At 66.9% G+C, this 25,076-nt stretch carries 28 protein-coding genes and 1 tRNA gene; 16 read left to right on the forward strand and 13 right to left on the reverse strand.

The genetic code is table 11. From position 1 onward, the window contains the following. The first annotated feature begins 22 nt into the window (after positions 1 to 22). Both F7D01_RS00870 and F7D01_RS00875 read left to right on the forward strand, forming a co-directional pair. A complete protein-coding gene (locus F7D01_RS00870; RefSeq protein ID WP_215228410.1) occupies positions 23 to 931 on the forward strand; it encodes an NAD(P)/FAD-dependent oxidoreductase in 909 nt (302 codons plus the stop codon). A 53-nt stretch (positions 932 to 984) separates the two neighbouring features. Further along, positions 985 to 1,872 (forward strand): oxidoreductase, encoded by an 888-nt coding sequence (locus tag F7D01_RS00875; protein ID WP_215228411.1) that lies wholly within the window; start codon positions 985 to 987, stop codon positions 1,870 to 1,872. Here the strand turns inward: F7D01_RS00875 and rimM are convergent. From rimM to F7D01_RS00900, 5 genes are all read right to left on the reverse strand, one after another. Continuing rightward, positions 1,869 to 2,414, reverse strand: coding sequence for a ribosome maturation factor RimM (rimM, locus tag F7D01_RS00880; RefSeq protein WP_215228412.1), 546 nt, complete (start codon positions 2,412 to 2,414; stop codon positions 1,869 to 1,871). The genes F7D01_RS00875 and rimM overlap by 4 nt on opposite strands. 55 nt (positions 2,415 to 2,469) lie before the next feature. Beyond that, positions 2,470 to 2,952, reverse strand: coding sequence for a 30S ribosomal protein S16 (gene rpsP, locus F7D01_RS00885; RefSeq protein WP_215228413.1), 483 nt, complete (start codon positions 2,950 to 2,952; stop codon positions 2,470 to 2,472). 33 nt (positions 2,953 to 2,985) lie between these two features. Next, positions 2,986 to 4,458: a signal recognition particle protein gene (gene ffh / locus F7D01_RS00890; protein ID WP_215228414.1), complete on the reverse strand. Its 1,473-nt coding sequence runs from the start codon at positions 4,456 to 4,458 to the stop codon at positions 2,986 to 2,988. 248 nt (positions 4,459 to 4,706) lie between these two features. Next, a tRNA-Ala gene (locus F7D01_RS00895) sits at positions 4,707 to 4,782 on the reverse strand. Positions 4,783 to 4,905: 123 nt separating this feature from the next. Continuing rightward, positions 4,906 to 5,235, reverse strand: a complete 330-nt coding sequence (locus F7D01_RS00900; protein WP_215228415.1) for a TIGR02300 family protein — start codon at positions 5,233 to 5,235, stop codon at positions 4,906 to 4,908. A gap of 147 nt (positions 5,236 to 5,382) precedes the next feature. Here F7D01_RS00900 and aroA point away from each other — a divergent pair, with 147 nt between their 5' ends. The 4 genes from aroA to F7D01_RS00920 are packed head-to-tail and all read left to right on the forward strand — an operon-like array spanning position 5,383 to position 8,214. Continuing rightward, positions 5,383 to 6,705: a 3-phosphoshikimate 1-carboxyvinyltransferase gene (aroA, locus tag F7D01_RS00905; RefSeq protein WP_215228416.1), complete on the forward strand. Its 1,323-nt coding sequence runs from the start codon at positions 5,383 to 5,385 to the stop codon at positions 6,703 to 6,705. Beyond that, a complete protein-coding gene (locus tag F7D01_RS00910; protein WP_215228417.1) occupies positions 6,702 to 6,971 on the forward strand; it encodes a permease in 270 nt (89 codons plus the stop codon). Before aroA ends, F7D01_RS00910 begins: the two co-directional genes overlap by 4 nt. After that, positions 6,968 to 7,594 (forward strand): d(CMP) kinase, encoded by a 627-nt coding sequence (locus tag F7D01_RS00915; protein ID WP_215228418.1) that lies wholly within the window; start codon positions 6,968 to 6,970, stop codon positions 7,592 to 7,594. The genes F7D01_RS00910 and F7D01_RS00915 overlap by 4 nt, the downstream gene beginning before the upstream one ends. Continuing rightward, on the forward strand, positions 7,591 to 8,214 hold the full coding sequence (locus F7D01_RS00920; RefSeq protein WP_251566961.1) for a DUF2238 domain-containing protein: 624 nt from the start codon (positions 7,591 to 7,593) through the stop codon (positions 8,212 to 8,214). Before F7D01_RS00915 ends, F7D01_RS00920 begins: the two co-directional genes overlap by 4 nt. Before the next feature lie 18 nt (positions 8,215 to 8,232). Here F7D01_RS00920 and F7D01_RS00925 read toward each other — a convergent pair whose 3' ends face one another. Further along, on the reverse strand, positions 8,233 to 8,943 hold the full coding sequence (locus F7D01_RS00925; protein ID WP_215228419.1) for an EAL domain-containing protein: 711 nt from the start codon (positions 8,941 to 8,943) through the stop codon (positions 8,233 to 8,235). Between the two features lie 565 nt (positions 8,944 to 9,508). Here F7D01_RS00925 and rpsA point away from each other — a divergent pair. Together rpsA and gloB are read left to right on the forward strand one after the other, a co-directional pair. Beyond that, complete coding sequence (rpsA, locus tag F7D01_RS00930) at positions 9,509 to 11,212, forward strand: 30S ribosomal protein S1 (protein ID WP_215228420.1); 1,704 nt, start codon at positions 9,509 to 9,511, stop codon at positions 11,210 to 11,212. A 114-nt stretch (positions 11,213 to 11,326) separates the two neighbouring features. Continuing rightward, entirely contained in the window at positions 11,327 to 12,088 is a 762-nt protein-coding gene (gene gloB, locus F7D01_RS00935) for a hydroxyacylglutathione hydrolase (RefSeq protein WP_215228421.1), read from the forward strand. 91 nt (positions 12,089 to 12,179) lie between these two features. Here the strand turns inward: gloB and F7D01_RS00940 are convergent, their stop codons facing one another. The 6 genes from F7D01_RS00940 to F7D01_RS00960 form a co-directional block, all read right to left on the reverse strand. Further along, on the reverse strand, positions 12,180 to 12,566 hold the full coding sequence (locus tag F7D01_RS00940; protein WP_371819622.1) for a hypothetical protein: 387 nt from the start codon (positions 12,564 to 12,566) through the stop codon (positions 12,180 to 12,182). Then, positions 12,563 to 12,757, reverse strand: coding sequence for a hypothetical protein (locus F7D01_RS15445; protein ID WP_371819623.1), 195 nt, complete (start codon positions 12,755 to 12,757; stop codon positions 12,563 to 12,565). The genes F7D01_RS00940 and F7D01_RS15445 overlap by 4 nt, the downstream gene beginning before the upstream one ends. Further along, positions 12,750 to 13,244 (reverse strand): ATPase, encoded by a 495-nt coding sequence (locus F7D01_RS00945; protein WP_215228422.1) that lies wholly within the window; start codon positions 13,242 to 13,244, stop codon positions 12,750 to 12,752. The genes F7D01_RS15445 and F7D01_RS00945 overlap by 8 nt, the downstream gene beginning before the upstream one ends. Positions 13,245 to 13,334: 90 nt before the next feature. Continuing rightward, positions 13,335 to 13,562 carry a F0F1 ATP synthase subunit C gene (locus tag F7D01_RS00950; protein WP_215228423.1) on the reverse strand — a complete coding sequence of 76 codons (228 nt, stop codon included), beginning with the start codon at positions 13,560 to 13,562 and terminating at the stop codon, positions 13,335 to 13,337. Positions 13,563 to 13,601: 39 nt separating this feature from the next. Then, the gene (locus F7D01_RS00955; protein WP_255750116.1) at positions 13,602 to 14,396 is read right to left on the reverse strand and encodes a F0F1 ATP synthase subunit A; all 795 of its coding nucleotides are present in this window, start codon (positions 14,394 to 14,396) and stop codon (positions 13,602 to 13,604) included. Between the two features lie 12 nt (positions 14,397 to 14,408). Next, positions 14,409 to 14,777 (reverse strand): AtpZ/AtpI family protein, encoded by a 369-nt coding sequence (locus tag F7D01_RS00960; RefSeq protein ID WP_215228424.1) that lies wholly within the window; start codon positions 14,775 to 14,777, stop codon positions 14,409 to 14,411. 195 nt (positions 14,778 to 14,972) lie between these two features. On the opposite strand from F7D01_RS00960, the gene radC reads away from it, so the two are divergent. Then, a complete protein-coding gene (radC, locus tag F7D01_RS00965) occupies positions 14,973 to 15,683 on the forward strand; it encodes a DNA repair protein RadC (protein WP_215228425.1) in 711 nt (236 codons plus the stop codon). Positions 15,684 to 15,711: 28 nt separating this feature from the next. On the opposite strand, the gene F7D01_RS00970 is transcribed toward radC, so the two are convergent. Beyond that, on the reverse strand, positions 15,712 to 18,507 hold the full coding sequence (locus F7D01_RS00970) for a DUF3857 domain-containing protein (protein ID WP_215228426.1): 2,796 nt from the start codon (positions 18,505 to 18,507) through the stop codon (positions 15,712 to 15,714). 193 nt (positions 18,508 to 18,700) lie between these two features. Between F7D01_RS00970 and purB the strand changes: the two genes are divergently transcribed. The 7 genes from purB to accD all read left to right on the forward strand — a co-directional run bounded on the left by purB (position 18,701) and on the right by accD (position 25,071). After that, on the forward strand, positions 18,701 to 20,011 hold the full coding sequence (gene purB / locus F7D01_RS00975; RefSeq protein WP_215228427.1) for an adenylosuccinate lyase: 1,311 nt from the start codon (positions 18,701 to 18,703) through the stop codon (positions 20,009 to 20,011). 54 nt (positions 20,012 to 20,065) lie between these two features. Next, positions 20,066 to 20,470, forward strand: coding sequence for a LapA family protein (locus tag F7D01_RS00980; protein WP_215228428.1), 405 nt, complete (start codon positions 20,066 to 20,068; stop codon positions 20,468 to 20,470). After that, the gene (gene pyrF, locus F7D01_RS00985; protein WP_215228429.1) at positions 20,467 to 21,141 is read left to right on the forward strand and encodes an orotidine-5'-phosphate decarboxylase; all 675 of its coding nucleotides are present in this window, start codon (positions 20,467 to 20,469) and stop codon (positions 21,139 to 21,141) included. The genes F7D01_RS00980 and pyrF overlap by 4 nt, the downstream gene beginning before the upstream one ends. Positions 21,142 to 21,145: 4 nt before the next feature. After that, entirely contained in the window at positions 21,146 to 21,787 is a 642-nt protein-coding gene (locus F7D01_RS00990) for a phosphoribosylanthranilate isomerase (protein ID WP_215228430.1), read from the forward strand. Then, positions 21,784 to 22,998: a tryptophan synthase subunit beta gene (trpB, locus tag F7D01_RS00995; protein WP_215228431.1), complete on the forward strand. Its 1,215-nt coding sequence runs from the start codon at positions 21,784 to 21,786 to the stop codon at positions 22,996 to 22,998. Before F7D01_RS00990 ends, trpB begins: the two co-directional genes overlap by 4 nt. Before the next feature lie 427 nt (positions 22,999 to 23,425). Then, the gene (gene trpA / locus F7D01_RS01000; RefSeq protein WP_215228432.1) at positions 23,426 to 24,226 is read left to right on the forward strand and encodes a tryptophan synthase subunit alpha; all 801 of its coding nucleotides are present in this window, start codon (positions 23,426 to 23,428) and stop codon (positions 24,224 to 24,226) included. Then, entirely contained in the window at positions 24,223 to 25,071 is an 849-nt protein-coding gene (gene accD, locus F7D01_RS01005) for an acetyl-CoA carboxylase, carboxyltransferase subunit beta (protein WP_215228433.1), read from the forward strand. Before trpA ends, accD begins: the two co-directional genes overlap by 4 nt. Positions 25,072 to 25,076 lie beyond the last annotated feature (5 nt).

A 25,076-nucleotide genomic window follows, 5' to 3' on the forward strand; every position in this document is an offset into this window, starting at 1 on the left:
CATCCCGTGCGTTTGAGCTGCGATGGACGATTGCATCATCATCGGGGCGGGACCGGCGGGGCTGACTGCGGCGATCTATCTCGCGCGGTTCTATCTCAAGGTCCGGCTGTTCGATTGCGGCACCAGCCGGGCGGCGCTGATCCCGCGCACGCACAACCATGCGGGCTATCCCGATGGGATTACGGGTACCGACCTGCTCGACCGCATGCGCAGGCAGGCCGCCCGCTTCGGCGCGGTACGAGAGGAACGGCGGGTCACCGCGCTGGCCCGCGAGGACGGGCATTTCCGGATCGAGACCGAACGGGAGAGCTTCGCCGCGCGCTCCGTGTTGCTCGCGACCGGCGTGTTCAACCGCCACCCGCCCGGCATGGACGACACCTTGCACGACGAGGCGCTGGCGCGCGGCCTGCTGCGCTATTGCCCCATCTGCGACGGCTACGAGGTCACCGACAAGCGCGTGGGCGTGATCGGCACCGGCGACCATGGCACGCGCGAGGCGCTGTTCCTGCGCGGCTATACCGCCGACGTGACGCTGGTCGCGCCCGATGTAGATCACGAGCTGGACGAGGAATGCCAGGCCGAACTCGCCGAAGCCGGAATTGAAACACACGACGGCCCATGCGGCGAATATCGGATCGAGGGCGACAGGCTCGCGGTCGAAACCGCCGACGGCTGGCTGCAATTCGACAGCGTCTATCCCGCGCTCGGCTCCCACATCCGTTCCGAACTGGCGGTAAATCTCGGCGCGGAGGCAACGGAAGAGGGCTGCCTGACGGTCGACGACCATCTGGAAACCACGGTGCCCGGCCTGTTCGCTGCGGGCGACGTGGTGCTCGGGCTCGATCAGATCAGCCACGCGATGGGGCAGGCCGGAGTCGCCGCGACGACGATCCGCAACCATCTGGCGCAGGAACGGCCCCTGCGGCGCTGACCAGCGGAACCATGCACGCCCCCTCGCGCTTCGGGTCGTAAAGGAGAACCCGCATGACCGATCGCCCTCTCGACCCCGCCGCCGCCGGAACGTGGCAATTGGGCGACCGCACCGTGAAACGCATGGGCTACGGCGCGATGCAACTCGCAGGCGAAGGCGTATTCGGGCCGCCCAGGGATCGCGAAGAGGCGCTGGCCGTGCTGCGCGAAGCGGTCGAACTCGGCGTGGATCATATCGACACCAGCGACTTCTACGGTCCGCACATAACCAACCGGCTGATCTGCGAGGCGCTGCATCCCTACCCCAATGATTTGACCATCGTGACCAAACTCGGCGCACGGCGCGACGAAGAGGGGCAGTGGCTCCCCTGGAACGATCCCGATGCGCTCGAACAGGGCCTACGCGACAATCTGGAACATCTTGGTCTGGAGGCGATGGAAGTCGTGAACGTGCGGATCATGGGCAGCGGCGATGGCGGCGTCGTCCCGACCGGCGAGAGTGTCGCGCGCTTCGTCGAACCGGTGGCGCGGCTTCGCGAACAAGGGCTGGTGCGGCATGTCGGCATCAGCACGGTGACCCGAGGACAGGTCGAGGAAGCCCGAACCATCTGTCCCATCGTTTGCGTCCAGAACGCCTACAACCTCGCTAATCGCGGCGACGATGCGCTGATCGACTGGCTGGCCGATGAGGATATCGCCTACGTGCCCTACTTCCCGCTGGGCGGGTTCAGTCCGCTGCAGTCGGAGACGCTGGACGCGGTGGCGAAGGACCTCGACGCCTCGCCATTCCAGGTCGCACTCGCCTGGCTGCTCCAGCGGTCGGACAATATCCTCGTCATCCCCGGCACCTCCTCGCGCGCGCATTTGCGCGAGAACATCGCGGCGGCGTCGCTGGACCTGCCCGAGGACGCGCTGGAGCGGCTGAACGGGATCGCGGACTAGTCCTCGACAAAAGCGGCGGTCACCACCAGCCGTTCGCCGTTCCACTCCGGCACGGCGGCGTCGATCAGCGGCACCAGCAGAGGCTTCGCATCGGGGCGCGCGATCTCGATGATGTCGGTCGCGCCGTAATTCACCACGTCGGCGACCGTGCCGATCGGGTCGCCCGCATCGGTCACCACGGACAGGCCGATCAGGTCGGCATGGTAGAACTCGCCCTCTTCGAGCGGCGGGAGGGTTTCCCGCGGCACGGTAAGCACCGTGCCCCGCAGCGCTTCGGCGGCATTGCGATCGGCGATCTCGGCGAACCGGGCGATGGCCCCGCCCTTCCCGTCGTCGCGCACTTTCGCAAGGGTCAGCGTGCCGTCGTTGAACCGCTTATGCGGCTTCAGCGATGCGACGCCGTCCTCGCCGAACAGCTTCAGCCGGACCTCGCCCGTCACGCCGTGCGCGCCGGTAACGGCCGCGAGCGTGACGGCGCGGCCAGGAGAATTCCCCTCGCGCCCGTCGGTGGGGTTGGAGGGGGGCCTGGCGGGGCGTGTCATAGCTTCACACGCCCACCCCCGGCCCCTCCCGCAAGCGGGAGGGGAGAGAGGGCCATCAGCCCTCGGCCTTCTCGCCTTCGTCTGCAGTCGCCGCGGTTTCTTCCGCAGCGCCTTCCTGGGCGGCAGGAGCCTCCTCGGCGGCCGCTTCCTCGGCCGGAGCGTTGGCTTCTTCCTCGGCGGCCTTGCGCGCTTCCTCGGCCTCGGCAGCCTTCGTGGCCTTCTCCTCGGCACGTTCCTTGGCCTTCTCGCCCGGCTCGGCCTTGTTCGGGTTGTTGCGCGCGGTGCGCTCTTTCACGCCGGCGGCGTCGAGGAAGCGGGCGACGCGGTCGCTCGGCTGCGCGCCGACGCCCAGCCAGTAACGCGCGCGGTCCTCGTTCAGCTGGACGCGCTTCTCGTCGTCCTTCGCCAGCAGCGGGTTGTAGGTGCCGATCTGTTCCAGATAGGCGCCGTCACGCGGCTTGCGGCTGTCGGCGGCGACGATGCGGTAATAGGGACGCTTCTTCGCGCCACCACGGGAGAGACGGAGGGAAATTGCCATGATGTGTTACCTTTCGATTCTAAACGTCTGAAATCATTTCTTGGATTTGTTGAGCAGATTGGCGAGGTCAGCCGACATCGCGTCCTGGCCCCCAGCGCCGCCGGGCAGGCCGGGCATTCCGCCGCCACCCATTCCTCCGGGGCCGCCGGCACCACCCATGCCGCCGCCACCGCCGAACATTGCGGCGAGGCCCTTGAGCCCGCCCATCTTCTTGATCTGCTTCATCGCGCGCGCCATTTCCTGGTGCATCTTCAGCAGCTTGTTGACGTCCTGCACCTGCACGCCGGAACCCGCCGCGACGCGCTTCTTGCGCTTCGCATTCATCAGCGCGGGGTTCGCGCGTTCCTTGCCGGTCATGGAGCCGATGATCGCGTCCATGTGGACGAGCACCTTGTCGTCCATCCCGCTCGCCGCCATCGCCGCCTTGGCCTTCTTCATGCCCGGCATCATGCCGGCCAGCATGCCGAGGCCGCCCATCTTCTGCATCTGGGCCAGCTGCATGCGCAAATCGTTGAGGTCGAACTGCCCCTTCGACATGCGCTTGGCGAGCGCTTCGGCGTCTTCTTCCTTGATCGTCGCCGCGGCCTTTTCGACCAGACTGACGACGTCGCCCATGCCCAGGATCCGGTCGGCGACCCGCTTAGGGTGAAACGCCTCCAGCGCGTCGAGCTTCTCGCCCGTGCCCGCGAACTTGATCGGCTTGCCCGTGACCGCGCGCATGGAGAGGGCCGCGCCGCCGCGTGCATCGCCATCCATCCGGGTCAGGATCACGCCGGTCAGCGGCACCTCGTCGGAGAAGCTCTGCGCGACGTTGACCGCGTCCTGCCCGGTCAGGCTGTCGACCACCAGCAGCACTTCGGTCGGGGTCGAAACCCCGGCCACCGCCTTCATCTCGGCCATCAGCGCTTCGTCGACATGCAGGCGGCCCGCGGTGTCGAGCATCAGCACATCGGCGTTCTGCAACCGCGCCGCCTCCATCGCGCGGCGCGCGATATCGACCGGCTGCTGGCCCTCGACGATCGGCAGCGTCGCGACATCGACCTGCGTGCCGAGCACCGCCAGCTGTTCCTGCGCCGCCGGGCGATTGACGTCGAGCGAGGCCATGAGCGCGCGCTTGCCGTGCTTCTCGCGCAGATAGCGTGCCAGCTTCGCGGTTGTGGTGGTCTTGCCCGAACCCTGCAGGCCGACCATCATCACGACGACCGGCGGGCGCGCGGCGAGGTTGATATCCTCATGCCCTTCCCCGCCCAGCATCTCGACCAGCTCGTCGCTGACGATCTTGACCACCTGCTGGCCCGGGGTGACCGAGCGCAGCACGTCCTGGCCCACCGCCTTCTCGGTGACGCGGTCGATGAACTGGCGCGCGACGGGCAGCGCCACGTCCGCTTCCAGCAGCGCGACCCGCACCTCGCGCATCGCGTCGCGCACATCCTGTTCGCGCAGGGCACCACGCCCGCGGAGGCGGTCGAAAGTGCCGGTCAGGCGATCGGACAGCGCTTCAAACATCGTGTCTCGTCACTCCAAACGCCGCGAACCCGCAGCAAACGCGAAAAACGCCGGCGGACGAAACCTCGTCGGCCAGCGTGCGGGAATATCCCGACTTCATTGCAGTCCACTTTGCCGGACTGTGGTTCTGAACGCCAGCGAAAACGGTGGTGTCGGAGAACCGGCGCGCAGCGGACATCAAGTCCGTGAGCACCGGAAGCGGACGACACCGCCGTTTGCAGCAAGTCCAGAGCCGCAGAACGGTGAAGTGGTGGAGCCTAGCGGGATCGAACCGCTGACCTCTACAATGCCATTGTAGCGCTCTCCCAGCTGAGCTAAGGCCCCAAATCACTTGTCTTGCGCGGCGCCCTGGGAGGCACCGCCCTTGCGGGAAGCGGCCTTTAGAAAGGCGCACCGCCCAATGCAAGCCTTATATCGTTGCAAGTTCCAGATCGGCGACGAACGCGATCAGGTTTCGTCGTCGCCTTCGTCGTCGCCCTTGCCCTTCGACACGCCGAGATCGTCGTCGCCGCCCAGATCGACTTCGTTGTCGGGCGAATCGTCGTCCTCGTCGATGTCTTCCAGATCGTCGTCGGCCAGATCGGAATCGGCCTCCGCGTCCTTCTTCTTCTTCTCGTCTTCCTCGAACGGGATCGGCTGCTTCGACTTCAGCACGGGCTCGGGATCCCATTCCTCACCGCATTCGATGCAGGTGACGGGATCGTCCTTGCCCAGGTCGTAGAAACGCGTTCCGCATTTGGGGCAGCTACGCTTCGTGCCCCATTCCGGCTTTGCCATGTTATCTTCCTCGTGCGGGCGCGGCTTGTTCGCCGCCCCTCGTGCAATTGAATTCGAATACGGGTTCGATGTGGAGGCGCAGGCGCCCCGAATCAAGCGTGGCGCGCGCCTTGCCACGCGGCCCCTGCGGTGTCAAAGCCGCGCGCCATGCACGCCGCCCCCCTGCCCCGCCGCTTCGCCCCTTCCAATCCGCTGACCGGGCGCATCCGCGTGCCGGGCGACAAGTCGATCAGCCACCGCTCGCTGATGTTCGGGGCGCTCGCGATCGGAGAGACGCGCGTGACCGGCCTGCTGGAGGGGGAGGACGTGCTCGCCACCGCCGCCGCGCTGCGTGCCATGGGCGCGCAGGTGGAGCGCGGTGAGGACGGCACCTGGTCGATCCGCGGCGTGGGCGTCGGCGGCCTGCTGCAACCGCGCACCGCGATCGAGATGGGCAATAGCGGGACGTCGACCCGGCTGCTGATGGGCCTGATCGCCAGCCACGGCATTACCGCGACTTTCACCGGCGATGCCAGCCTGTCGAAGCGACCGATGAACCGCGTGATAGAGCCGCTTTCGCGCATGGGTGCGCAGTTCCACGGCGCGCCCGGCGGAACGCTGCCTCTGACGATGGAGGGCATGACCCCCGCCATCCCGATCGAATACCGCCTGCCCGTCGCATCGGCGCAGGTGAAGAGTGCGGTGCTGCTCGCAGGGCTCAACACGCCGGGTATCACCGGCGTGATCGAGCCGGTGCCGACGCGCGACCACACCGAGCGGATGCTGAAAGGCTTCGGCGCGGCGATCGAGGTCGAGGAAACGGGGGGCGAGCGCACGATCCGGCTGACCGGAGAAGCGGATCTTTCACCGCAGACGATCGAGGTGCCGGGCGACCCCTCCTCCGCCGCGTTCTTCATCGTCGCCGCGACGCTGGTCGAGGGAAGCGACCTGACGATCGAAAATGTCGGCCTCAATCCCACGCGCGCCGGCCTGATCGCGGTCCTGCGCGAGATGGGAGCCGATATCGAGGAGCTCGACCGGCGCGACGTCGGCGGGGAGCCGGTCGCCGACCTGCGCGTGCGCCACGCGGCGCTGACGGGGATCGAGGTCGACCCCGCCCTCGCCCCCAGCATGATCGACGAATTTCCCGTGCTGTTCGTCGCCGCCGCGCTGGCGCGGGGCACCACCCGCACCACCGGGCTGGAGGAACTGCGGGTGAAGGAAAGCGACCGCCTGACCGCCATGGCCACCGCGCTGGCGGCCATCGGCGCGCGGGTGGAGGAAACGCCGGACGGCCTCGTCATAGAGGGGACCGGCGGCGAGCCTCTGCCCGGCGGCGGCCCCGTCGCCACCCATCTCGACCACCGCATCGCCATGAGCATGGCGGTCGCGGGGCTTGCCAGCCGCCAAGGGGTGGAGGTGGACGACACCCGCCCGATCGCAACCAGCTTCCCGAGTTTCGAGGCGCTGCTGGCCGAGGCATCGGCATGACCAACCTCGACATCTACACGATCGTCGGCTTTGCCGGGATGGCCTGCATCATCGCCGCCTATGCCTATCTGACCTGGCAGCCGAAGCCGAACCCGTTCGTGCTGCACGGCACCAATCTGGCAGGCGCGGCGCTGCTCACCGTATCGCTGCTGGTCCACACCAACTGGCCGTCGCTGGTGCTGGAGGGCTTCTGGGCCGCGATCGCGATCTACGGCCTGGTCAAGGCGATCCGCACCGGGCGCAAGGGGCAGGAGCGCGAGGCATGATCATCGCCGTCGACGGACCGACCGCCAGTGGCAAGGGCACCATCGCCAAGGCACTGGCCGCGCATTTCGGGCTGCCGCATCTCGACACCGGCCTGCTCTACCGCGCGGTGGGCTGGCAGGTCTTCCTCGAAGGTGGCAACCCGGACGACGGGGGCGACGCGCTGGCCGCGTGCGGCTTCCCCGATGGGCTGCTGGCCGACCCCGAATTGCGGACCGAGCGGGTCGGCGGTCTCGCCAGCCGCGTCTCGATCCATACCGGCGTTCGCCAGGCGCTGTTCGAGCGCCAGCGCAGCTTCGCCACGCAGGAAGGCGGCGCGGTGCTCGACGGGCGCGATATCGGCACCGTTATCGCGCCAGATGCCGAGGTGAAGCTGTTCATCACCGCCAGCACGCAGGCGCGCGCGGAGCGCCGCTGGGCCGAGATGCGCGGGCGCGGGCAGGACGTCTCGCTGGAGGACATCGTCGCCGATCTGGAGGCGCGCGACCGGCGCGACCGCAGCCGCGCCGTCGCCCCGCTGGCCCCCGCGCCCGACGCGCAGGTGATCGACACCACCGCGCTCGACCGCGATCAGGCGATCCGCTTCACCATCGAGGCGGTCGAAACCGCGATCCGCGGCGAGTGACGACGGCGAGAGGCCCCTCGTCCAGACGATTGTGGCTCCTCACCGCGGTATGGGCCGTCGCGCTGATCTGGTCCGGATGGGCGCCCTACGACCGGGCGACATGGTGGATGAAGGTCGCGCCGGCGCTGATCGCGCTCCCGGTCCTGTGGACCACGCGGCGGCGCTTCCCGCTCACGACGCTAGCACTGGTGCTGATCGGCCTGCACGGCCTCGTCCTGATGCTCGGCGGAGCCTACACCTACGCGCGCGTTCCGGCAGGTTTCGCGGTGCAGGACTCGCTGGGCCTCGCGCGCAATCCCTACGACCGGTTCGGCCACCTGATGCAGGGCTTCGTCCCCGCCATCGTCTTTCGCGAATTGCTGCTGCGCCTTAGCGCGCTGGGCCGCGGAACCCTGCTCACCGTGCTCGTGCTCGCCTGCTGCCTCGCGGTCAGCGCCTCCTACGAACTGATAGAGTTCGGTGCGGCCATGGCACTAGGCCAAGGCGCGGACGAGTTCCTCGGGACGCAGGGCGACCCGTGGGATACCCAGTGGGACATGCTGATGTGCCTGGTCGGCGCGGCGGCGGCCCTGCTGTTCCTGTCGCGCCCGCATGACCGGCAATTGGCGCGGCTGACCTGACTTGCGCCCGCGGTTCCGTCAGGCGACGGCGGCGTAGCTTTCCACAGGGCCGATCGCGGGCAATTCGCGAAAACCCGGGCGGGCGAAGTGATAGCCCTGCAGATAGCGCACGCCCAGCACCCGCAGCGTCTCGTATTCTGCGGCCGTCTCGATCCCCTCGGCGATCACCGCGATGCCCAGCGAGCGCGCCATGCGCACCACGCCTTCCACGATCAGGCGGCGCGGGCGCGAGGCATCGATACCGCGCACCAGTTCCATATCGAGCTTCAGGTAGTCGGTCTGGATGCCCGCGAGCAGGCCCAGCCCCGCATAGCCCGCGCCGAAATCGTCGATCGCGGTACCGAAGCCCATGTTCTGGTACGTCTCGATGATCAGCTTCACATGGTCGGTGTCGGCCATGTGCTCGTCCTCGGTGAATTCGAAAATCAGCCGATCCGTGGGGAAGCCGCAAGCGCGGGCGGTCTTCAGCGTCAGCTGGATACAGGCAAGCGGCGAATAGACCGCATTGGGCAGGAAATTGATCGAAAGCTTCGCATCCGTGTCCATAATGCCAGCGGCCACCGCACCTTCGATCGCGGCGACGCGGCATTTCTGGTCGAAGGCGTAGCGGTTGTCGGCATGAACGCGGGAGAGGACGCTGTGCGCGCTTGCCCCGTCGGCCCCGCGAACCAGCGCCTCGTACGCGAAAGGCGCACCGGTTTCGCAATCGACGATGGGCTGGAACGCCATCGCGATATCGAACGCGTGGTCTTCCCCGCGACAACCTTGACACCCAGTAACCATCTTCGTCTCCTGTCGGTCGCGGATTAATCGCCAGTCGATAAAATATCGTGAACGCTGGCATTTTCGCCTCCAGCCGACCCTTTGCGGCCACCGGCGCGGAACGATATGGCGCGCCTGTCCTACCCTTCCGCTTTCCACTATGCGGATCGGCGATGCAGTCTTGTGCTCCCTCCTTTTCAAACGCTCTCTTGCCGGGCCATTGGGCGGGTTCGATTTCCCGCCCAAGGCACTGTTCCATGTGTTCCATCGTGTAGGATTCGGATAGCCAGCAGCGCTACCTTTCCGCTTGCCAAATCGGCCCGTTTTGCCTATGTGCGCGCCCGTCCGACGGACGCTTTCCTGACCGATGCCCGTTAGCCGCTGGCGCACTCACGCGCCGCCGCATCGCATTTCGGCCAGGGTGGCGCGCCCGAGGGCCTTCGCCACGGCATCCGGCCCGGCGGAGAGTCTGGCCACAAGACCCCGGTAAAACCGGTGGCCGGAAATGACTGAAACAGGACTGAACCCCATTATGGCAACAGCAGCCAATCCCACTCGCGCCGATTTCGAGGCGCTGCTCAACGAACAGCTCGGCAATGTCGACGACGGCGGCTTCGAAGGCCGCGTGGTCAAGGGCACCGTCACCGCGATCGAGGCCGGCATGGCCGTGATCGACGTGGGCCTGAAGAGCGAAGGCCGCGTCGACCTCAAGGAATTCGAGCGTAACAAGGACGAGCACGGTCTGACGGTCGGCAGCGAAGTCGAAGTCTATGTCGACCGCGTCGAGAACGCCGACGGCGAAGCGATGCTGTCGCGCGACCGCGCCCGCCGCGAAGCCGCGTGGGACAAGCTGGAAAGCGAATTCGGCGAAGGCAAGCGCGTCGAAGGCCGCATCTTCGGCCGCGTCAAGGGCGGCTTCACCGTCGACCTCGACGGCGCCGTGGCCTTCCTCCCCGGCAGCCAGGTCGACATCCGCCCCGTGCGCGACGTCACCCCGCTGATGGATCAGCCGCAGCCGTTCCAGATCCTCAAGATGGATCGCCGCCGCGGCAACATCGTCGTGTCGCGCCGCGCCGTGCTGGAAGAGACGCGCGCCGAACAGCGCAGCGAGCTCATCAGCGATCTGGCCGAGGGCCAGGTGATCGACGGCGTGGTCAAGAACATCACCGATTACGGCGCGTTCGTGGACCTGGGCGGCATCGACGGCCTGCTCCACGTCACCGACATGAGCTACAAGCGGATCAACCACCCCAGCGAAGTGGTCGAGATCGGCCAGACCGCCACGGTGCAGATCATCCGCATCAATGCCGATACCCAGCGCATCAGCCTGGGCATGAAGCAGCTCGAGAGCGATCCGTGGGAAGGCGTCAGCCAGAAGTACCCGGTGGGCATGAAGCTGACCGGTACCGTCACCAACATCACCGAATACGGCGCCTTCGTGGAGCTGGAGCCGGGGATCGAGGGCCTGGTCCACGTTTCCGAAATGAGCTGGACCAAGAAGAACGTCCATCCGGGCAAGATCGTCTCGACCAGCCAGGAAGTCGAAGTGATGGTGCTGGAAGTCGATTCCGAGAAGCGCCGCATCTCGCTCGGCCTCAAGCAGGCCCAGCGCAATCCGTGGGAAGAGTTCGCCGAGGCGCACCCGGTCGGCTCCAAGGTCGAGGGCGAAGTCAAGAACGCCACCGAGTTCGGCCTGTTCATCGGCCTGCCCGGCGACGTCGACGGCATGGTCCACATGTCCGACATCGCCTGGGGCATCTCGGGCGAGGACGCGCTGGCGCTGCACCGCAAGGGTGAAGAGGTCGAGGCCATCGTGCTCGACGTCGACATCGACAAGGAGCGCATCAGCCTCGGCATGAAGCAGCTCGAAAAGGGTGCACCGACCGAATCGGGCATGGAAGGCACGCTGCGCCGCGGCGAGACCGTGACCGTCACGGTTCTCGAAGTGCGCGACGGCGGACTGGAAGTGCAGGTCGGCGAAGACGGCGCGACCGGCTTCATCAAGCGTTCCGACCTCGGCCGCGACCGCGACGAACAGCGTCCCGATCGCTTCCAGACCGGCCAGAAGGTCGACGCCATGGTCACCGGGTTCGACCGCTCGAAGAAGCCGAACTTCTCGATCAAGGCCTACCAGATCGCCGAAGAGAAGCAGGCGGTGGCGCAGTTCGGTTCGTCCGACAGCGGCGCGTCGCTGGGCGACATCCTGGGCGAAGCGCTCAAGAAGGCCGACGACTAAGTAGACCCCAAGGCGCCGTCCGTCGGCGCCTGAAGGTAACAAGAAAGGCCCGCCCTCCCTGCCCGGGAGCGGCGGGCCTTTCCTACTCTACCCTCCGTTCCTACATCGAAGGGTATGGCCGACCTCCAAATTCACCAGTTCCCCTGCCTCTCCGACAATTACGGGTTCCTGCTCCACGATCCCGCCAGCGGAGAGACCGCGGCGATCGATACGCCAGATGGCGCGGAATATCTGCATCAGGCCGAAAGCAAGGGCTGGCGCATCACGGAGATCTGGAACACGCACTGGCATCCCGACCACGCGGGCGGGAACAAGGCTATTGTGGAGGCGACCGGCGCGCGGGTGATCGCGCCCGCCGAGGTCGAGAAGATCTCTCCTATCGACAGCGTTGTGGGGCATGACGACACCGTGACCCTGGGATCGCACGAAGCGCGCGTGATCGACGTGTCCGGCCACACCAATGGCCACATCGCCTACCACCTTGCCGACGACGCCATCGCCTTCGTCGGCGACAGCGTCTTCGCGCTGGGCTGCGGGCGGATGTTCGAGGGCGAGCCGGAGCAGTTCTGGGCCGCGCTGGAACGGATCAAGGCCCTGCCGCCCGAAACCACGCTCTACTGCGCGCATGAATACACCGCGGCGAATGCGAAATTCGCGCGCCATGCCGATCCCGACAACCGGGCGCTGGCAGTCTATGCGGCGGAGGTCGATACGAAGCGGCTGCACGGCGAGCCGACCGTGCCCACCGTGCTGTCGCGCGAGCTAGCCACCAATCCCTTCCTGCGCGCCGACGAGCCCGCCATGCGGAAACGCTGGGGCGGGGAAACACCGGCGCAGACCTTTGCCGCGCTGAGGGCTGCCAAGGACGCGTTCTAGCGGGACCGGCGGGTTCGGCGAGGTGCACACGCCGCGCATACGAAAAGGCCCCGCCGAAGCAGGGCCTTTTGCAATCTCTACTATTGGAAGGTTAGATGCCCGCGATCAGCTCGTCGGCAAGGCGGCTGTCGGCGCTCGCATCGTGCTTCTCGGCGATCAGGCCCCGGCTCGCGGCAGCAGCGGCGCTCGCCGCGCGGTTGCGCACGTCCTCGACCGCTTCGCGCTCGGCGGCGGCGATCTTCTCGTCCGCCATCCGTTTGCGCCGCTCGACCAGCGCCTTGCTGTCTTCCTCGGCCTTCTCGAGCAGGGCGTCGGCTTCGTGCCGCGCATTCTCGAGCATCGCCTCGGCGTCCTTCTCCGCATTGGCGATCTTGGTCGTGTATTCGTCGCGCAGCGCTTCAGCCTCGGCACGCAGCTTCTTCGCTTCGTCGAGCTGTTCGCGAATGGCGGCGATGCGCGAATCGAGCCCGCCGGTCATCGCCTGAGCCCGCCTTTCCAGATCAGGATCAGAAGCAGGACGAGCATCGAGGCACCGACCCACCCGCCGGGCGTCAGGCCGAGCGCGCTCGGCTCGGCATGCGGCGCATCCTTGACCATGTGGCCTTCGGCAACCTGCTCCGCCACGGCGGGGTTCTCAGGAACGAATGGATCGGTGGTGGGCTCAGCCATGGGCCATGACCTTCCTTACGGCGGCGTTGGCATCACCCGCGCTGACATCCACACCGGCGAGGCGGCGCACGATGTCCTGCGCAGCGTCCGCCGCAACGGTTTCGACCTCGGCCATTGCGGCATCGCGCGACTGCGCGATCCGCTCTTCGGCCTCGGCGATCTTCTTGTCGATCCGACCCTGCGCCGCGGAGAGCTTCTTCTCGCTCTTGGCGGCGGCTTCGGCCTTGGCCTCGGCAACGATGCCCTGCGCCTTCACACGATTTTCGTTCTCGCGCTGACGCCAGGCTTCCTCTTCCTCGTCCGCCTTGTCGCGCGCGGCCTGCGCGGCGGCCAGGTCGGCCGAGATCTGCTCGTCACGCTGGGCGACGGTCGCCACGACCTTGGGCACCATGCCCCGGCCGACGACGAAGAAAACCAGGCCGAAAATCACCAGCAGCCAGAATATCTGGCTGGAATAGGTTTCGGTCAGCTGGGCTATCTGGGGCATGGGTCGGGTCCGGTCAGATCGATCGCAAGTCTAGGATGGGTGCACCGCCGGCCGGGCGCGAACCCGGCCGGCACTGTGCGTATCCGTCGATCAGGCGACGAAGATCAGGATGATCGCGATAAGGAACGCGAGCAGGCCGAGAAGTTCGGCGGCGGCGAAGCCGATGAACAGGCGGCCCTGCTGGCCGTCGGCGGCACCCGGGTTGCGCAGCGCGCTCTCGAGGAACGAACCGAACACGTTGCCCACGCCGATCGAGGCGAGGCCCGCACCGATGGCCGCGAGACCGGCACCGATCAGCTTGGCAGCTTCCATATCCATGACAAAACTCCTTTGGGTAAAATACGTTGGTTGAAAGGCTTAGTGAAGGTTTTCCGCGTCGTTGATATAGAGCGCGGAAAGCAGTGCGAAGACGTAGGCCTGGATCGCAGCGACCAGCAGTTCCAGCGCGCAGATCGCCAGCATCAGCAGGAAGCTGGGCGTGCCGATGGCAAGGCCCCAGCCCGCGCCCGCATTGGTGCTGTCGATGATGAAGCTGCCCAGGATTTCCAGCAGGACGTGCCCGGCCATCATTGCCACGAACAGTCGCAGGCCGAGGCTGAAGGGCCGCATCATGAAGCTGAACAGCTCGATCAGGAAGATCAGCGGGATCATCGGCACCGGGGTGCCGTGCGGGATGAACAGGCTGAAGAAGTGGAACCCGTGCTTCCAGAAACCGACCACCAGCACGATCAGGAAGCTCATGATCGCGAGGATCCCGGTGATCGTGAAGTGGCTGGTGAAGGTGAACGGGTGGATGCCCGCCATGGCCAGCGGCAGCGGCACCAGGCCCAGCAGGTTCGCGAACAGGATGAACATGAACAGGCTGAAGATGTAGGGGACGTATTTACGTCCCGCCTCGCCGATATTGGCGCGCAGCAGGTCCTCGATGAAGCCGGTGCAGCTTTCCACCATCATCTGCCAGCGGCCGGGCACCAGCTCACGCTTCATGCCGCCATAGACGAAGATGCCCAGCGCGATCGCCGCGATCAGCATCCACAGCGCGCTGTTGGTGAAGGAGATGTTGAAGCCGGCCAGCTCCCACGTCCGCGAACCGAACAGGGGTTCGATCGCGAACTGGTGCATCGGGTCGACCTTGGCATGTTCTGCCGCCACTTGCGCTATTCCCTATCGCGTCTGATCCCGATCGTGCCCCTGGTCCCGTTCTTCCTGGGAAGAACCGCCGGAGGGCCCGCTCGCGATCCGGAAAACGTTCCTGAAGGCCACGACTATTCCTGCGAACAGCCCCACCAACAGACCCCAGGGCAGCGTCCCGAACAAGGCGTCGAAGCCGTATCCGATCAGCGCACCGCCGAGAAGCCCGCCAAGAAGATCGGCCAGTACCCGGTTGCCCATGCGATAACTCGCATCGGGATCATCCGTCCTGGACCGGTTGCGCTCATCTTCCCGCTCGCGTGCGGCCTTCAGCCGCGCCTCGAGCGCATCGATCCGCGCATCCTCGGCAATGGGTTCCCGTGCGGGCTTCTCATCGCTCATGCCAAGCTCCTTTCCGTGTAGAAGGGGTGCGCGGCATAGGCGAGAGCTGCCCGCCGAGGGCGCCGCCCCCTTAGAAGGGGGGTAAATCCGAGTCAACCGGAGCGGTGCCCGCGAAGCCATTCAATTCGCTCCACTTGCGCACTCGCGTGACAGCCGTCATGCCGCTCCCACGCATTGCAGCGGGGGCGCGACGAATTGAGCGGAAACCAGGAAACCGGGAAAACCCCGCCCCCCGCCCATGGCGGCGCGGGGCATCGCGAACGCCTCCGCCGCCGCCTGCTGACCGGAGGAGCGGAGGCGCTGGCCGATTACGAGGTCCTCGAATACCTGCTGTTCGCCGCCTTCCGGCAAGGCGATACCAAGCCGCTAGCCAAGCGCCTGATCGAGCATTTCGGCTCGCTTCCCGGCGCGCTCGACGCCGATCCCGCTGCGCTCGCCGCGGTCAAGGGCATGGGCGAGACCAGCGCCGCCGCGCTCAAGGCCGTGGCGCTTGCCGCGCGGCGCATGGCCCGCGCACAAGTGGAACAGCGACCGGTCCTGAGCAGCTGGCAGGCGCTGCTCGACTATCTCACCATCGACATGGGCAATCTGACGGTGGAGCGGGTGCGCGTGCTGTATCTCAATGCGCGTAACCAGCTCATCCGCGACCATCATGTGGGCGATGGATCGGTGGACGAGGCGGCGATCCACCCGCGCGAGGTCATTCGCCGCGGGCTCGACCTGGGGGCTACGGCCATGATCCTGGTCCACAACCATCCCAGCGGCAATCCGGAGCCGAGCCGGGCCGACATCCAGATCACGCAGAGGATCATGGAGGCCGGCCGTCTGCTCGGCATGACCGTGCACGATCATGTGATCGTCGGGCGCGAAGGCCATGTCAGCCTCCGCGCCAAGGGGCTTATCTGACCGGCGTCCGGCCCCGCCCCCGGTCCGATCAGGGCTCGATGCCGTAGGCCTTGTTGATCCGCGCCACGCTCGGCTGAATGCGTTGGGCCAGCTCGATGTCCTTGCGGCCACCCTTGTCGCCCATCCGCAGGCGGACGATACCGCGCAGGAACATCGACTGCGCCAGTTCGGGCGCACTGGCGAGCACGGCGTCGAGGTCGGTCAGCGCCTCCTCCATTTCGCCCAGCCGGAAATGGACCATCGCCCGGCTGTCGAGCTTGTCTGCCGACCAGTCCGACTTGGCGACCGCCTGGTCGCAGACGCTCAGCAGCGACGCGTCGGCCGCGTTCCAGATGCCGCCCTGCCAGCATTCGCTGTTGAGCAGGGTCGGGTCGCCGGGGCGCTTTTTCACCTCGGACGCGAGGATGGAGAGCCCCTCCTCTATCTGGCCGTTCCACATCAGCGCAGACGCCATCAGGCTGCGCGCGTCGGAGTTTTTCTCGGCAATGTCGGCGTAATCTTCCGCCAGCGTCAGTCCCTCTTCCGGCCGACCCAGCAGGCCGAGCAGATCGACCTGCGACCAATAGGTCGATCCGTCGGCATTCAGCGCTTCGGCCTGCTGGTAATCCGCCAGGCTGGCTTCGAAATCGCCCATGCGATAGGCGAGGCCCGCCCGTTCGGAATACATGTCGGCCGAGGCCTCCGCCTCGATCGCCTTGGTCAGGTCGTCGCGCGCACCGGAATAGTCGTAAACCGAGCTACGCAACGCCGCCCGCCCGTAATAGGCACCGGCAAGCTCGCGCTCGTCGGCTTTGGCGATGATCTTGGCGAAGGCGTCCTCGAGCGGTTTCATGCGCGCCGGATCGAGTTTCGCACCGGTCCAGGTCAGCGCGAGATCGGCAGGCGCGATAATGGTCGGCAGCTTGCGCTGCAAGACCGCCGTATCGCGCTTCGCGCCAACCAGGTCCCCGACCGCCAGCTCGCCCCCGGTCGAGCGCAGGCTCTGCTTCAGTTCGAACACGTCCCCGGTGATCGCGGCGGAGGAGTCCACCTCCACGACGGAAATCGTCTGGTCGATATCGGGCTCGCCCTCGATCGTGAAACCCTTCCCGCCGTCGGGCAGCAGCACCTTGAGATCGACCGTCTCGTAAGTCGGAGCGCCCAGCGCCAGCGGGATATCGCGCCACGCGGCACGCGCACGATCGGCGTCGAACGAAACGGACGCGGCTGGCTGGCCCGGCGGCTCGAGCTGATACACCTCTTCCTGGCGAGACCACGGCGAATCGATCACGCCGGTCGCGCGAAGCGTGCCGCGCCCGGTCTCGTCGTCGAATTCGAGCGAGCGATCGACGATCCGCGCATTCCCGAGGTAACTGCGCACGGCGGCGTTCGCGACATTGTCCACGATCTCCTTGCCCATCTGGTCGTTGACCACGCGCAACTGCCCCGCGGCCGCACCCGAAAGGCCCAGCTCGATATCGAACAGCGTGGGCAGGTTCGGCCCGGCCCGGCTGTCGAGCGTCACCCTGGCAGTCGCATCGGGAACCGGTGGGACGCGCGCCTCCAGCTCGATCAGATCCGCACCCCCGGCGCGCAGGGGCAGGCCGTAGGAGAAGGCGGGAACGGCGGACACATTGGCGAGGCGCGTCCCGGCGGTCGTGCCGTCCAGCCAGTAGTCCTCACCCCCGATCACGGCATGGGCGATGACGTGGTTGAAATTGCCCGGCGTGGGCAGCAGCGTTGGGATCGCGTCGCCCTGTATCGTGGACACCAGGACCAGCTCGGCGTCGATGTCCATCGCGCGCAGCATGGCGACGAGCAGCACCGACTTCGCCTTGCAATCGCCATACCGCTCGCGCCAGGTAACGTCCGGGGCCTGGGGCAGGTAATTGCCCCCGTCCATGCCGTTCAGCATATAGCTGATCCGGTCCTGCACCAGCTGCGTTGCCAGCGCCGCACGCTCCAGCGGATCGGAGGTCTTCCCCTCGATCTCGCGCACCTGCTCCATGATCGGGCCGTCGGCGGCGAGGGACAGCTTGTCGAGGTAGTGCGGCGCCATCACGCTCGAGACCTGCTTCCAGTCGGCGAAAGTGCTCGCCTCCACGAACGCGCCCAGGCGATAGCGAAGGGGCGAATCGAACGGCATCTCGTCGGGCTTGGGCAAGGGCAGCGGCACCGACAGGAAACGATAGCCATCGCGAGCCACGGGTGCCTGATCGCCAGCCGCGCCGCGCAGCATCCAGTCGACGTCCTCTCCTTCCGGCCAGGAGATGATCAAGCGGCCGTCCGCGATCGGGACCGGCTCTGTTGGAAGGGGAGAGACGAACTCGGCATTCTCGCCCAACGCCTGATCCTTCTGCGTGGTGCTGTAGGAGAACCGCAGAACGTCGCCGACGCGCGCGCCGGGCAGCACCAGCGTGGCGGTGCGGGCACCATCCACGATCCGGCGCTCCAGCTGCGCCTCGCGCCGCAGCACGTCGAACTTCGCCCCGCCCGCGATCACGTCGACGATCTCGTCGCCGCGGATCAGCTTCACGTCGTGGATGATGAGATCGCCCTTGTCGGGCATCCAGCTCGCGGTCAGAGTGCTCGCATTGGTGATCATTTCCGGGGAATTGAGGCGCAGCGCGGTCTCGCGGTAGGTGGAGACGGTGCCGCCTTCCAGCCGGACCTGCTGTTCCACGTTCACGATCGGCGGTCCGTCGGCGAGATCCTTCGCCGTCAGCGTCTTCACCTCGACCCAGTCCGGAGCCGGGCGGTACAGCACCTCTTCCCCGGCGATCGCCGCCGGAGCCGCCACGCAAGCCAGCACCGTGCCGGCCACGAAATACGTCGTCCTGTTCATATATACCCCTGCAACCCCCAAAGCGGATGAGATACCCCGCACTCCATAGGGGTATCACCCGCCCGGCGCGCTTGCCAAGCGGGAATACCCCATAGCCGATGCTATCGGCGCGCCGGTCGCCCCCCAAGCTTGCCATCGGCCCGGCCGCGCCCTAGCGGCTGGCGCGACAGGCCGGTTCAATGGAGTTTTACGCATGGTCCCCCGCTACGCCCGCCCCGAAATGACCGCCCTGTGGGAGCCGGAGGCGAAGTACCGCATCTGGTTCGAGATCGAGGCGCACGCCACGCAAAAGCTCGCCGAGCTGGGCGTGGTGCCCGAAAGCGCGGCCAGGGCGCTGTGGGACTGGTGGGCGACGGAGCCCGCGATCGACGTCGCCGCGATCGACGCGATCGAGGCGGTGACCAAGCACGATGTCATCGCCTTCCTCACCTGGGTGGCCGATCAGGTGGGCGACGAGGCGCGCTACATGCACCAGGGCATGACCAGCTCCGACGTGCTCGACACGACGCTGAGCATTCAGCTCGCCCGCGCCTCCGACATCCTGCTGGGCGATCTCGACCGGCTGCTGGATGCGCTGCGCACCCGGGCGCAGGAGCATAAATACACCCCCACCATAGGGCGCAGCCATGGCATCCATGCAGAGCCCGTCACCTTCGGGCTCAAGCTGGCGCAGGCACATGCCGAATTCGCCCGCTGCCGCAAGCGGCTGGTCGCCGCGCGGGCCGAGATTGCGACCTGCGCGATCAGCGGCGCGGTCGGCACCTTCGCCAACGTCTCGCCCGAGGTGGAGCACCATGTCGCGGAGCGCCTCGGCCTCGCCCCAGAACCGGTCAGCACGCAGGTCATCCCGCGCGACCGGCATGCGATGTATTTCGCCACGCTGGCGGTGATCGCGGGCTCGATCGAGCGGCTGGCGGTGGAAATCCGCCACCTCCAGCGCACCGAAGTGCTGGAGGCGGAGGAGTATTTCAGTCCCGGGCAGAAGGGGTCGAGCGCGATGCCGCACAAGCGCAATCCGATCCTGACCGAGAACCTGACCGGGCAGGCGCGCATGATCCGCGCCTACGCCCTCCCCGCACTGGAAAACGTCGCCCTGTGGCACGAGCGCGACATCAGCCATTCCAGCGTGGAGCGCTTCATCGGGCCGGACGCGACGATCACGCTCGACTTCGCGCTCGCCCGGCTGACCGGTGTGGTCGAGAAGCTGCTGGTCTATCCCGATCGGATGCAGGCAAACATGGACCGGATGGGCGGCCTCATCCATTCGCAGCGCGTGCTGCTGGCGCTGACGCAGGCGGGTGTCAGCCGCGAGGATGCCTATGCTCTGGTACAGCGCAACGCGATGAAGGTGTGGGCCAGCAATGGCGAGCTGTCGCTGCTCGACCTGCTCAAGAACGACGAGGAGGTGCGCGCCGCGCTTTCGGAAGAGGAACTGGAAGAGAAGTTCGACCTCGAATACCATTTCAAGCACGTCGATACGATCTTCGACCGGGTCTTCGGCTAGACGAAGAGGCACCCCCGCCCTAGCATCGGGTGCCACGCGCAAAGGAAATCGACCATGCAGATCGTTCGCACCATCGTCTGGGTTCTGATCCTGTTCGCATTGCTGGCATTTTCGTTCTTCAACTGGCGCGAGGTCGATGTGGTCATCTGGGAGGATCTGATCCTCCAGACCAAGATCCCTGCGCTGGTCGTCGTCTCCTTCCTGCTCGGGCTGGTGCCGACCTGGCTGTGGTCGCGCGGGATCAGGTGGAGCCTGCAACGCAAGATCAACTCGCTGGAAACGGCGGCGCGGACCAATACCGCTACCGCCGCGCCCGTCGCGACGCCCACTCCCCACCCGGTCACCGTGCCCCCGCCCGCGACTGCGACCACGGTAGCGAGGGAGGATACCGACTACCGCGAGAACCACCTCGCCCCGGCTTCTCCCAAGGCCGAACCGGACGAGAGCGAACGCCGGTGAGCAACCCCATCTATCTCGCGCTCGACCTGCCGCGCATCGATGCGGCGAAGGACCTGCTGCAAAAGGTTCGCGGGCATATCGGCGGGGTCAAGCTGGGGCTCGAATTCTTCTGCGCCCACGGACATCATGGCGTGCACGAGATCGCGCAGCTCGGCCTACCGGTCTTTCTCGACCTGAAGCTGCACGACATCCCCAATACCGTCGCCGGGGCGATGCAGGCGCTCCATGTGCTGGAGCCCGCGATCGTCACCGTTCACGCCAGCGGCGGGCGCGCGATGATGGAGGATGCGAAGGCCGCGGCGGGCGAGAACACCAAGGTCGTAGCGGTCACGATGCTCACCAGCCTCGACGAGCGCGATCTCGCGCGCACCGGCGTGAACGGAGCGCCCCACGATCAGGTCATGCGGTTGGCGGAACTGGCCGAGGCGGCCGGGCTCGACGGCGTCGTATGTTCCGGGCAGGAGGTGAAGGCGGTTCACAAACAGTGGCGGGACGGCTTCTTCGTCGTCCCCGGCCTGCGCCCGACCGGCGCACCCACCGGCGACCAGAAGCGCGTCGTCACGCCCCGCCAGGCGCGCGACGATGGCGCGAGCGTCCTCGTAATCGGTCGCCCGATCAGCAAGGCCGGTGACCCGGCGAAAGCCGCGCGCGAGATCGAGGCGACGCTCTAGCCCCGTGCCCACCACGCTCATCAAGATTTGCGGCATCTCGACGCCCGCAGCGCTGGACGCCGCGATCGGCGCGCGGGCGGACTTCATCGGCCTGGTCTTCTTCCCCCCTTCCCCCCGCCACGTCGATACGTGGGGGGCGTCCGCGCTGGCGGCGCGCGCGGGGCAGCGGATTGGGCGCGTCGGATTGTTCGTCGATGCCGACGATGGCCTGCTGGCGGAGGGCGTGCAAGCCGGTCGGCTCGACGCCATACAGTTACATGGGGCGGAAACGCCGCAGCGCTGCGCCGAGGTGAAGGCGCGCTTCTCCCTTCCGGTGTGGAAGGCGCTGCCGGTGGCGAAGGCGGAGGATGTTGCACGCGCCGACGGCTATCAGGGCGCGGCGGACCTGATCCTGTTCGATGCGAAAACGCCCTCGGGCTCGGCCCTTCCCGGCGGCATGGGCCTCACCTTCGACTGGAGCCTGCTCGCGCACTATCGCGGCGCGCTGCCATGGGGCCTTGCGGGCGGGCTGAACCCCGCGAACGTGGCGGAGGCGATCCGGCAAACCGCCGCGCCGCTGGTCGATACCTCCAGCGGCGTCGAAAGCGCGCCGGGCGAGAAGGATGTCGACAAGATCGTCGCCTTTTGCAAAGCGGCTCGTGCATGACCGATCAACCCAACACCTTCCGCCAGATGCCGGACGAGCGCGGCCATTTCGGCGATTACGGCGGGCGCTACGTCGCCGAGACGCTGATGCCGCTGGTGCTCGATCTGGAGCGTGAATACCGCGCGGCGCAGGCGGACCCGGCGTTCAAGGCGCAGTTCGACGACTTGCTGGAACATTATGTCGGCCGCCCCAGCCCGCTCTATTTCGCGGAACGGCTGACCGAGGCGGTCGGGGGCGCGCAGATCTGGTTCAAGCGCGACGAGCTGAACCACACCGGCGCGCACAAGATCAACAATTGCATCGGGCAAATCCTGCTCGCGATGCGGATGGGCAAGACGCGGATCATCGCGGAAACCGGCGCGGGCCAGCACGGCGTCGCCACCGCCACCGTCTGCGCGCGGTTCGGCCTGCCCTGCGTCATCTACATGGGCGCGACCGACGTGGCGCGCCAGCAGCCCAACGTATTCCGCATGAAGCTGCTCGGCGCGGAAGTAATCCCCGTCACCAGCGGCCGCGCGACGTTGAAGGACGCGATGAACGAAGGGCTGCGCGACTGGGTCGCGAACGTCCACGACACCTTCTACATCATCGGCACCGCCGCCGGCCCGCATCCCTATCCGGAGCTGGTCCGCGACTTCCAGAGCGTGATCGGCAAGGAAGCGCGCGCGCAGATGCTGTCGCGTATCGACCGCCTGCCCGACCTGCTGGTGGCGGCGATCGGCGGCGGGTCCAACGCGCTCGGCCTGTTCCACCCTTTCCTCGACGACGCTGACGTGAAGATGCTCGGCGTCGAGGCGGCGGGGCATGGGCTCGACGGGAGCGAACACGCGGCCAGCCTGCTCGGTGGCTTCCCCGGCGTGCTCCACGGCAACAAGACCTACCTGCTGCAGGACGAGGACGGCCAGATTACCGAAGGCCACTCGATCAGCGCGGGGCTCGACTATCCCGGTATCGGCCCCGAACACGCCTGGCTGAAGGATACCGGCCGGGTCGAATACACCGCCGTCACCGATGAGGAAGCGTTGGAGGCCTTCCAGCTCCTCTGCCGGACCGAGGGCATCATCCCCGCGCTCGAGCCGAGCCACGCGATCGCCGCCGTGGCGAAGCGCGCGAAGGAAATGCCGAGGGACAGCGTGATCCTCGCGAACCTGTGTGGCCGCGGCGACAAGGACATCTTCACCGTCGCCGAGCGGCTGGGAGTGGAGATTTGAGCGGATTGGCAGCGGACGAAGATATCTGACATCCAGCATGCGATAGAGTGATGAGGTACAGTGTCTCGCTGACGTCATTCCGGCGGGAAAATGGCTCTCCTGTTCAGGGCTGAAGGTGAGAGAGGAACCGCACACAACACCCGTGCCAGACTCGCGCGCCCCGATCCCCGATCGTCATCCCGGGCTTGACCCGGGATAGTGCTTCCTTCTTGCGACGCCCAAACGAAGCACTACCCCGGCTCGAGGGCCGGGGCGACGGTTGCGGCAGAGTATGTCCTACAGCGCTCCCCACAGGCATAATCACGCCATGCCCGCAACCATACCCTTCCCCATCCAGCCGTTCTTTGCCATGCGCACGCGGACCGGATTTTTCCGCCCCTAGGACACTGTTCCATGTGTTCCATCCTGTAGGACTTCCCGCTTCAGAATGACCGCCCCGACACGCCTCGCCTCAGCCTTTGCCAAACCCCACCCCGCGCTCGTCTGCTTCCTCACGGCGGGCGATGGCGACACGGCGGCCAATCTCGATGCGCTGGTCGAGGGCGGCGCGGACGTGATCGAGCTAGGGATGCCCTTCACCGATCCGATGGCGGACGGCCCGGCGATCCAGCAGGCGAACATCCGCTCGCTCGGGCGTGGGACGACCACTGCGGACGTCCTGCGGATCGCGACCGCGTTCCGCCAGCGTCATGCGCAGGTGCCGCTGATCCTGATGGGCTACGCCAACCCCATGATCCGGCGCGGACCGGAATGGTTCGCCTCCGCCGCGAAGGATGCGGGCGTCGACGGCGTGATCTGCGTCGACATCCCGCCGGAGGAGGACGATGCGCTCGGCCCCGCTCTGCGCGACACCGGGATCGCGCCGATCCGGCTCGCCACGCCGACCACGGACGACAAGCGCCTGCCCGCCGTGATCGATGGCAGCGAGGGCTTCCTCTATTATGTCGCGGTCGCGGGTATTACGGGCATGCAGCAGGCGGCGATCGAATCGATTCGCTCCAATGTCGGCCGCATCAAGCGCGCGACCGACATCCCCGTCGCCGTGGGATTCGGTGTCAGGACACCCGAACAAGCTGCTGAAATCGCTGCGGTGGCCGATGGGGTGGTGGTCGGCTCCGCGCTGGTGGAACTGGTCGCCGAGCACGGTGCCGACGCGCCCGCCGCCATCCGCGAGCTGACCGCGGCGCTTGCCAAGGCGGTGCATTCGGCGGCAAAGGCGACCCCATGAACTGGCTTACCCGCGTACGCAATTCGCTGCCCTTCGTCGGCAAGCGCGAAACCAAGGACCATCTGTGGGTCAAGTGCCCAGGATGCCAGGAAATGATCTTCGCCAAGGAGTACGAGGAGAACCTGCACGTCTGCCCGCGCTGCGGCCATCATGGACGCATCGGCGCGCAGGAGCGGCTTTCCCAGCTGATGGACGAAGGGTTCGAAACCCTGCCCCAGCCCGAGGTGCGGCAGGACCCGCTCAAGTTTCGCGACACCAAGAAATACACCGACCGGCTGAAGCAGGCGCGGGCAAAGACCCCGCTGCGCGACGCGTTCGTGGTCGGATCGGGTTCGATCGAGGGGCAGGACGCGGTCGTCGGCGTGCAGGATTTCGGCTTCATGGGCGGCAGCATGGGGATGGCCGTCGGCCAGGCCTTCTGCAACGGCGCGCAGCGCGCGCTCGACCGCAAATGCGGCTATATCGTGGTGACCGCCGCGGGCGGCGCGCGGATGCAGGAGGGTATCCTCAGCCTGATGCAGATGCCCAAGGCGACCGTGATGACACGCCGCCTGCGCGAGGCCGGGCTGCCCTACATCGTGCTGCTGACCGACCCGACCACGGGCGGCGTCACCGCCAGCTACGCCATGCTGGGCGACGTCCAGCTGGCCGAGCCGGGCGCGCTGATCGGCTTCGCCGGGCAGCGGGTGATTCAGGACACGATCCGCGAGCAATTGCCCGACGGCTTCCAGCGCGCGGAATATCTCCACAAGCACGGCATGATCGACCGCGTGGTGGAGCGGCGCAACCTGCGCAGCGAACTGGCGACGCTGCTCGAATACATGCGGCCGCGCGCGGCGGCCTGACGACG

Source organism: Erythrobacter sp. 3-20A1M, assembly GCF_018636735.1.
Lineage (GTDB): Bacteria > Pseudomonadota > Alphaproteobacteria > Sphingomonadales > Sphingomonadaceae > Alteriqipengyuania.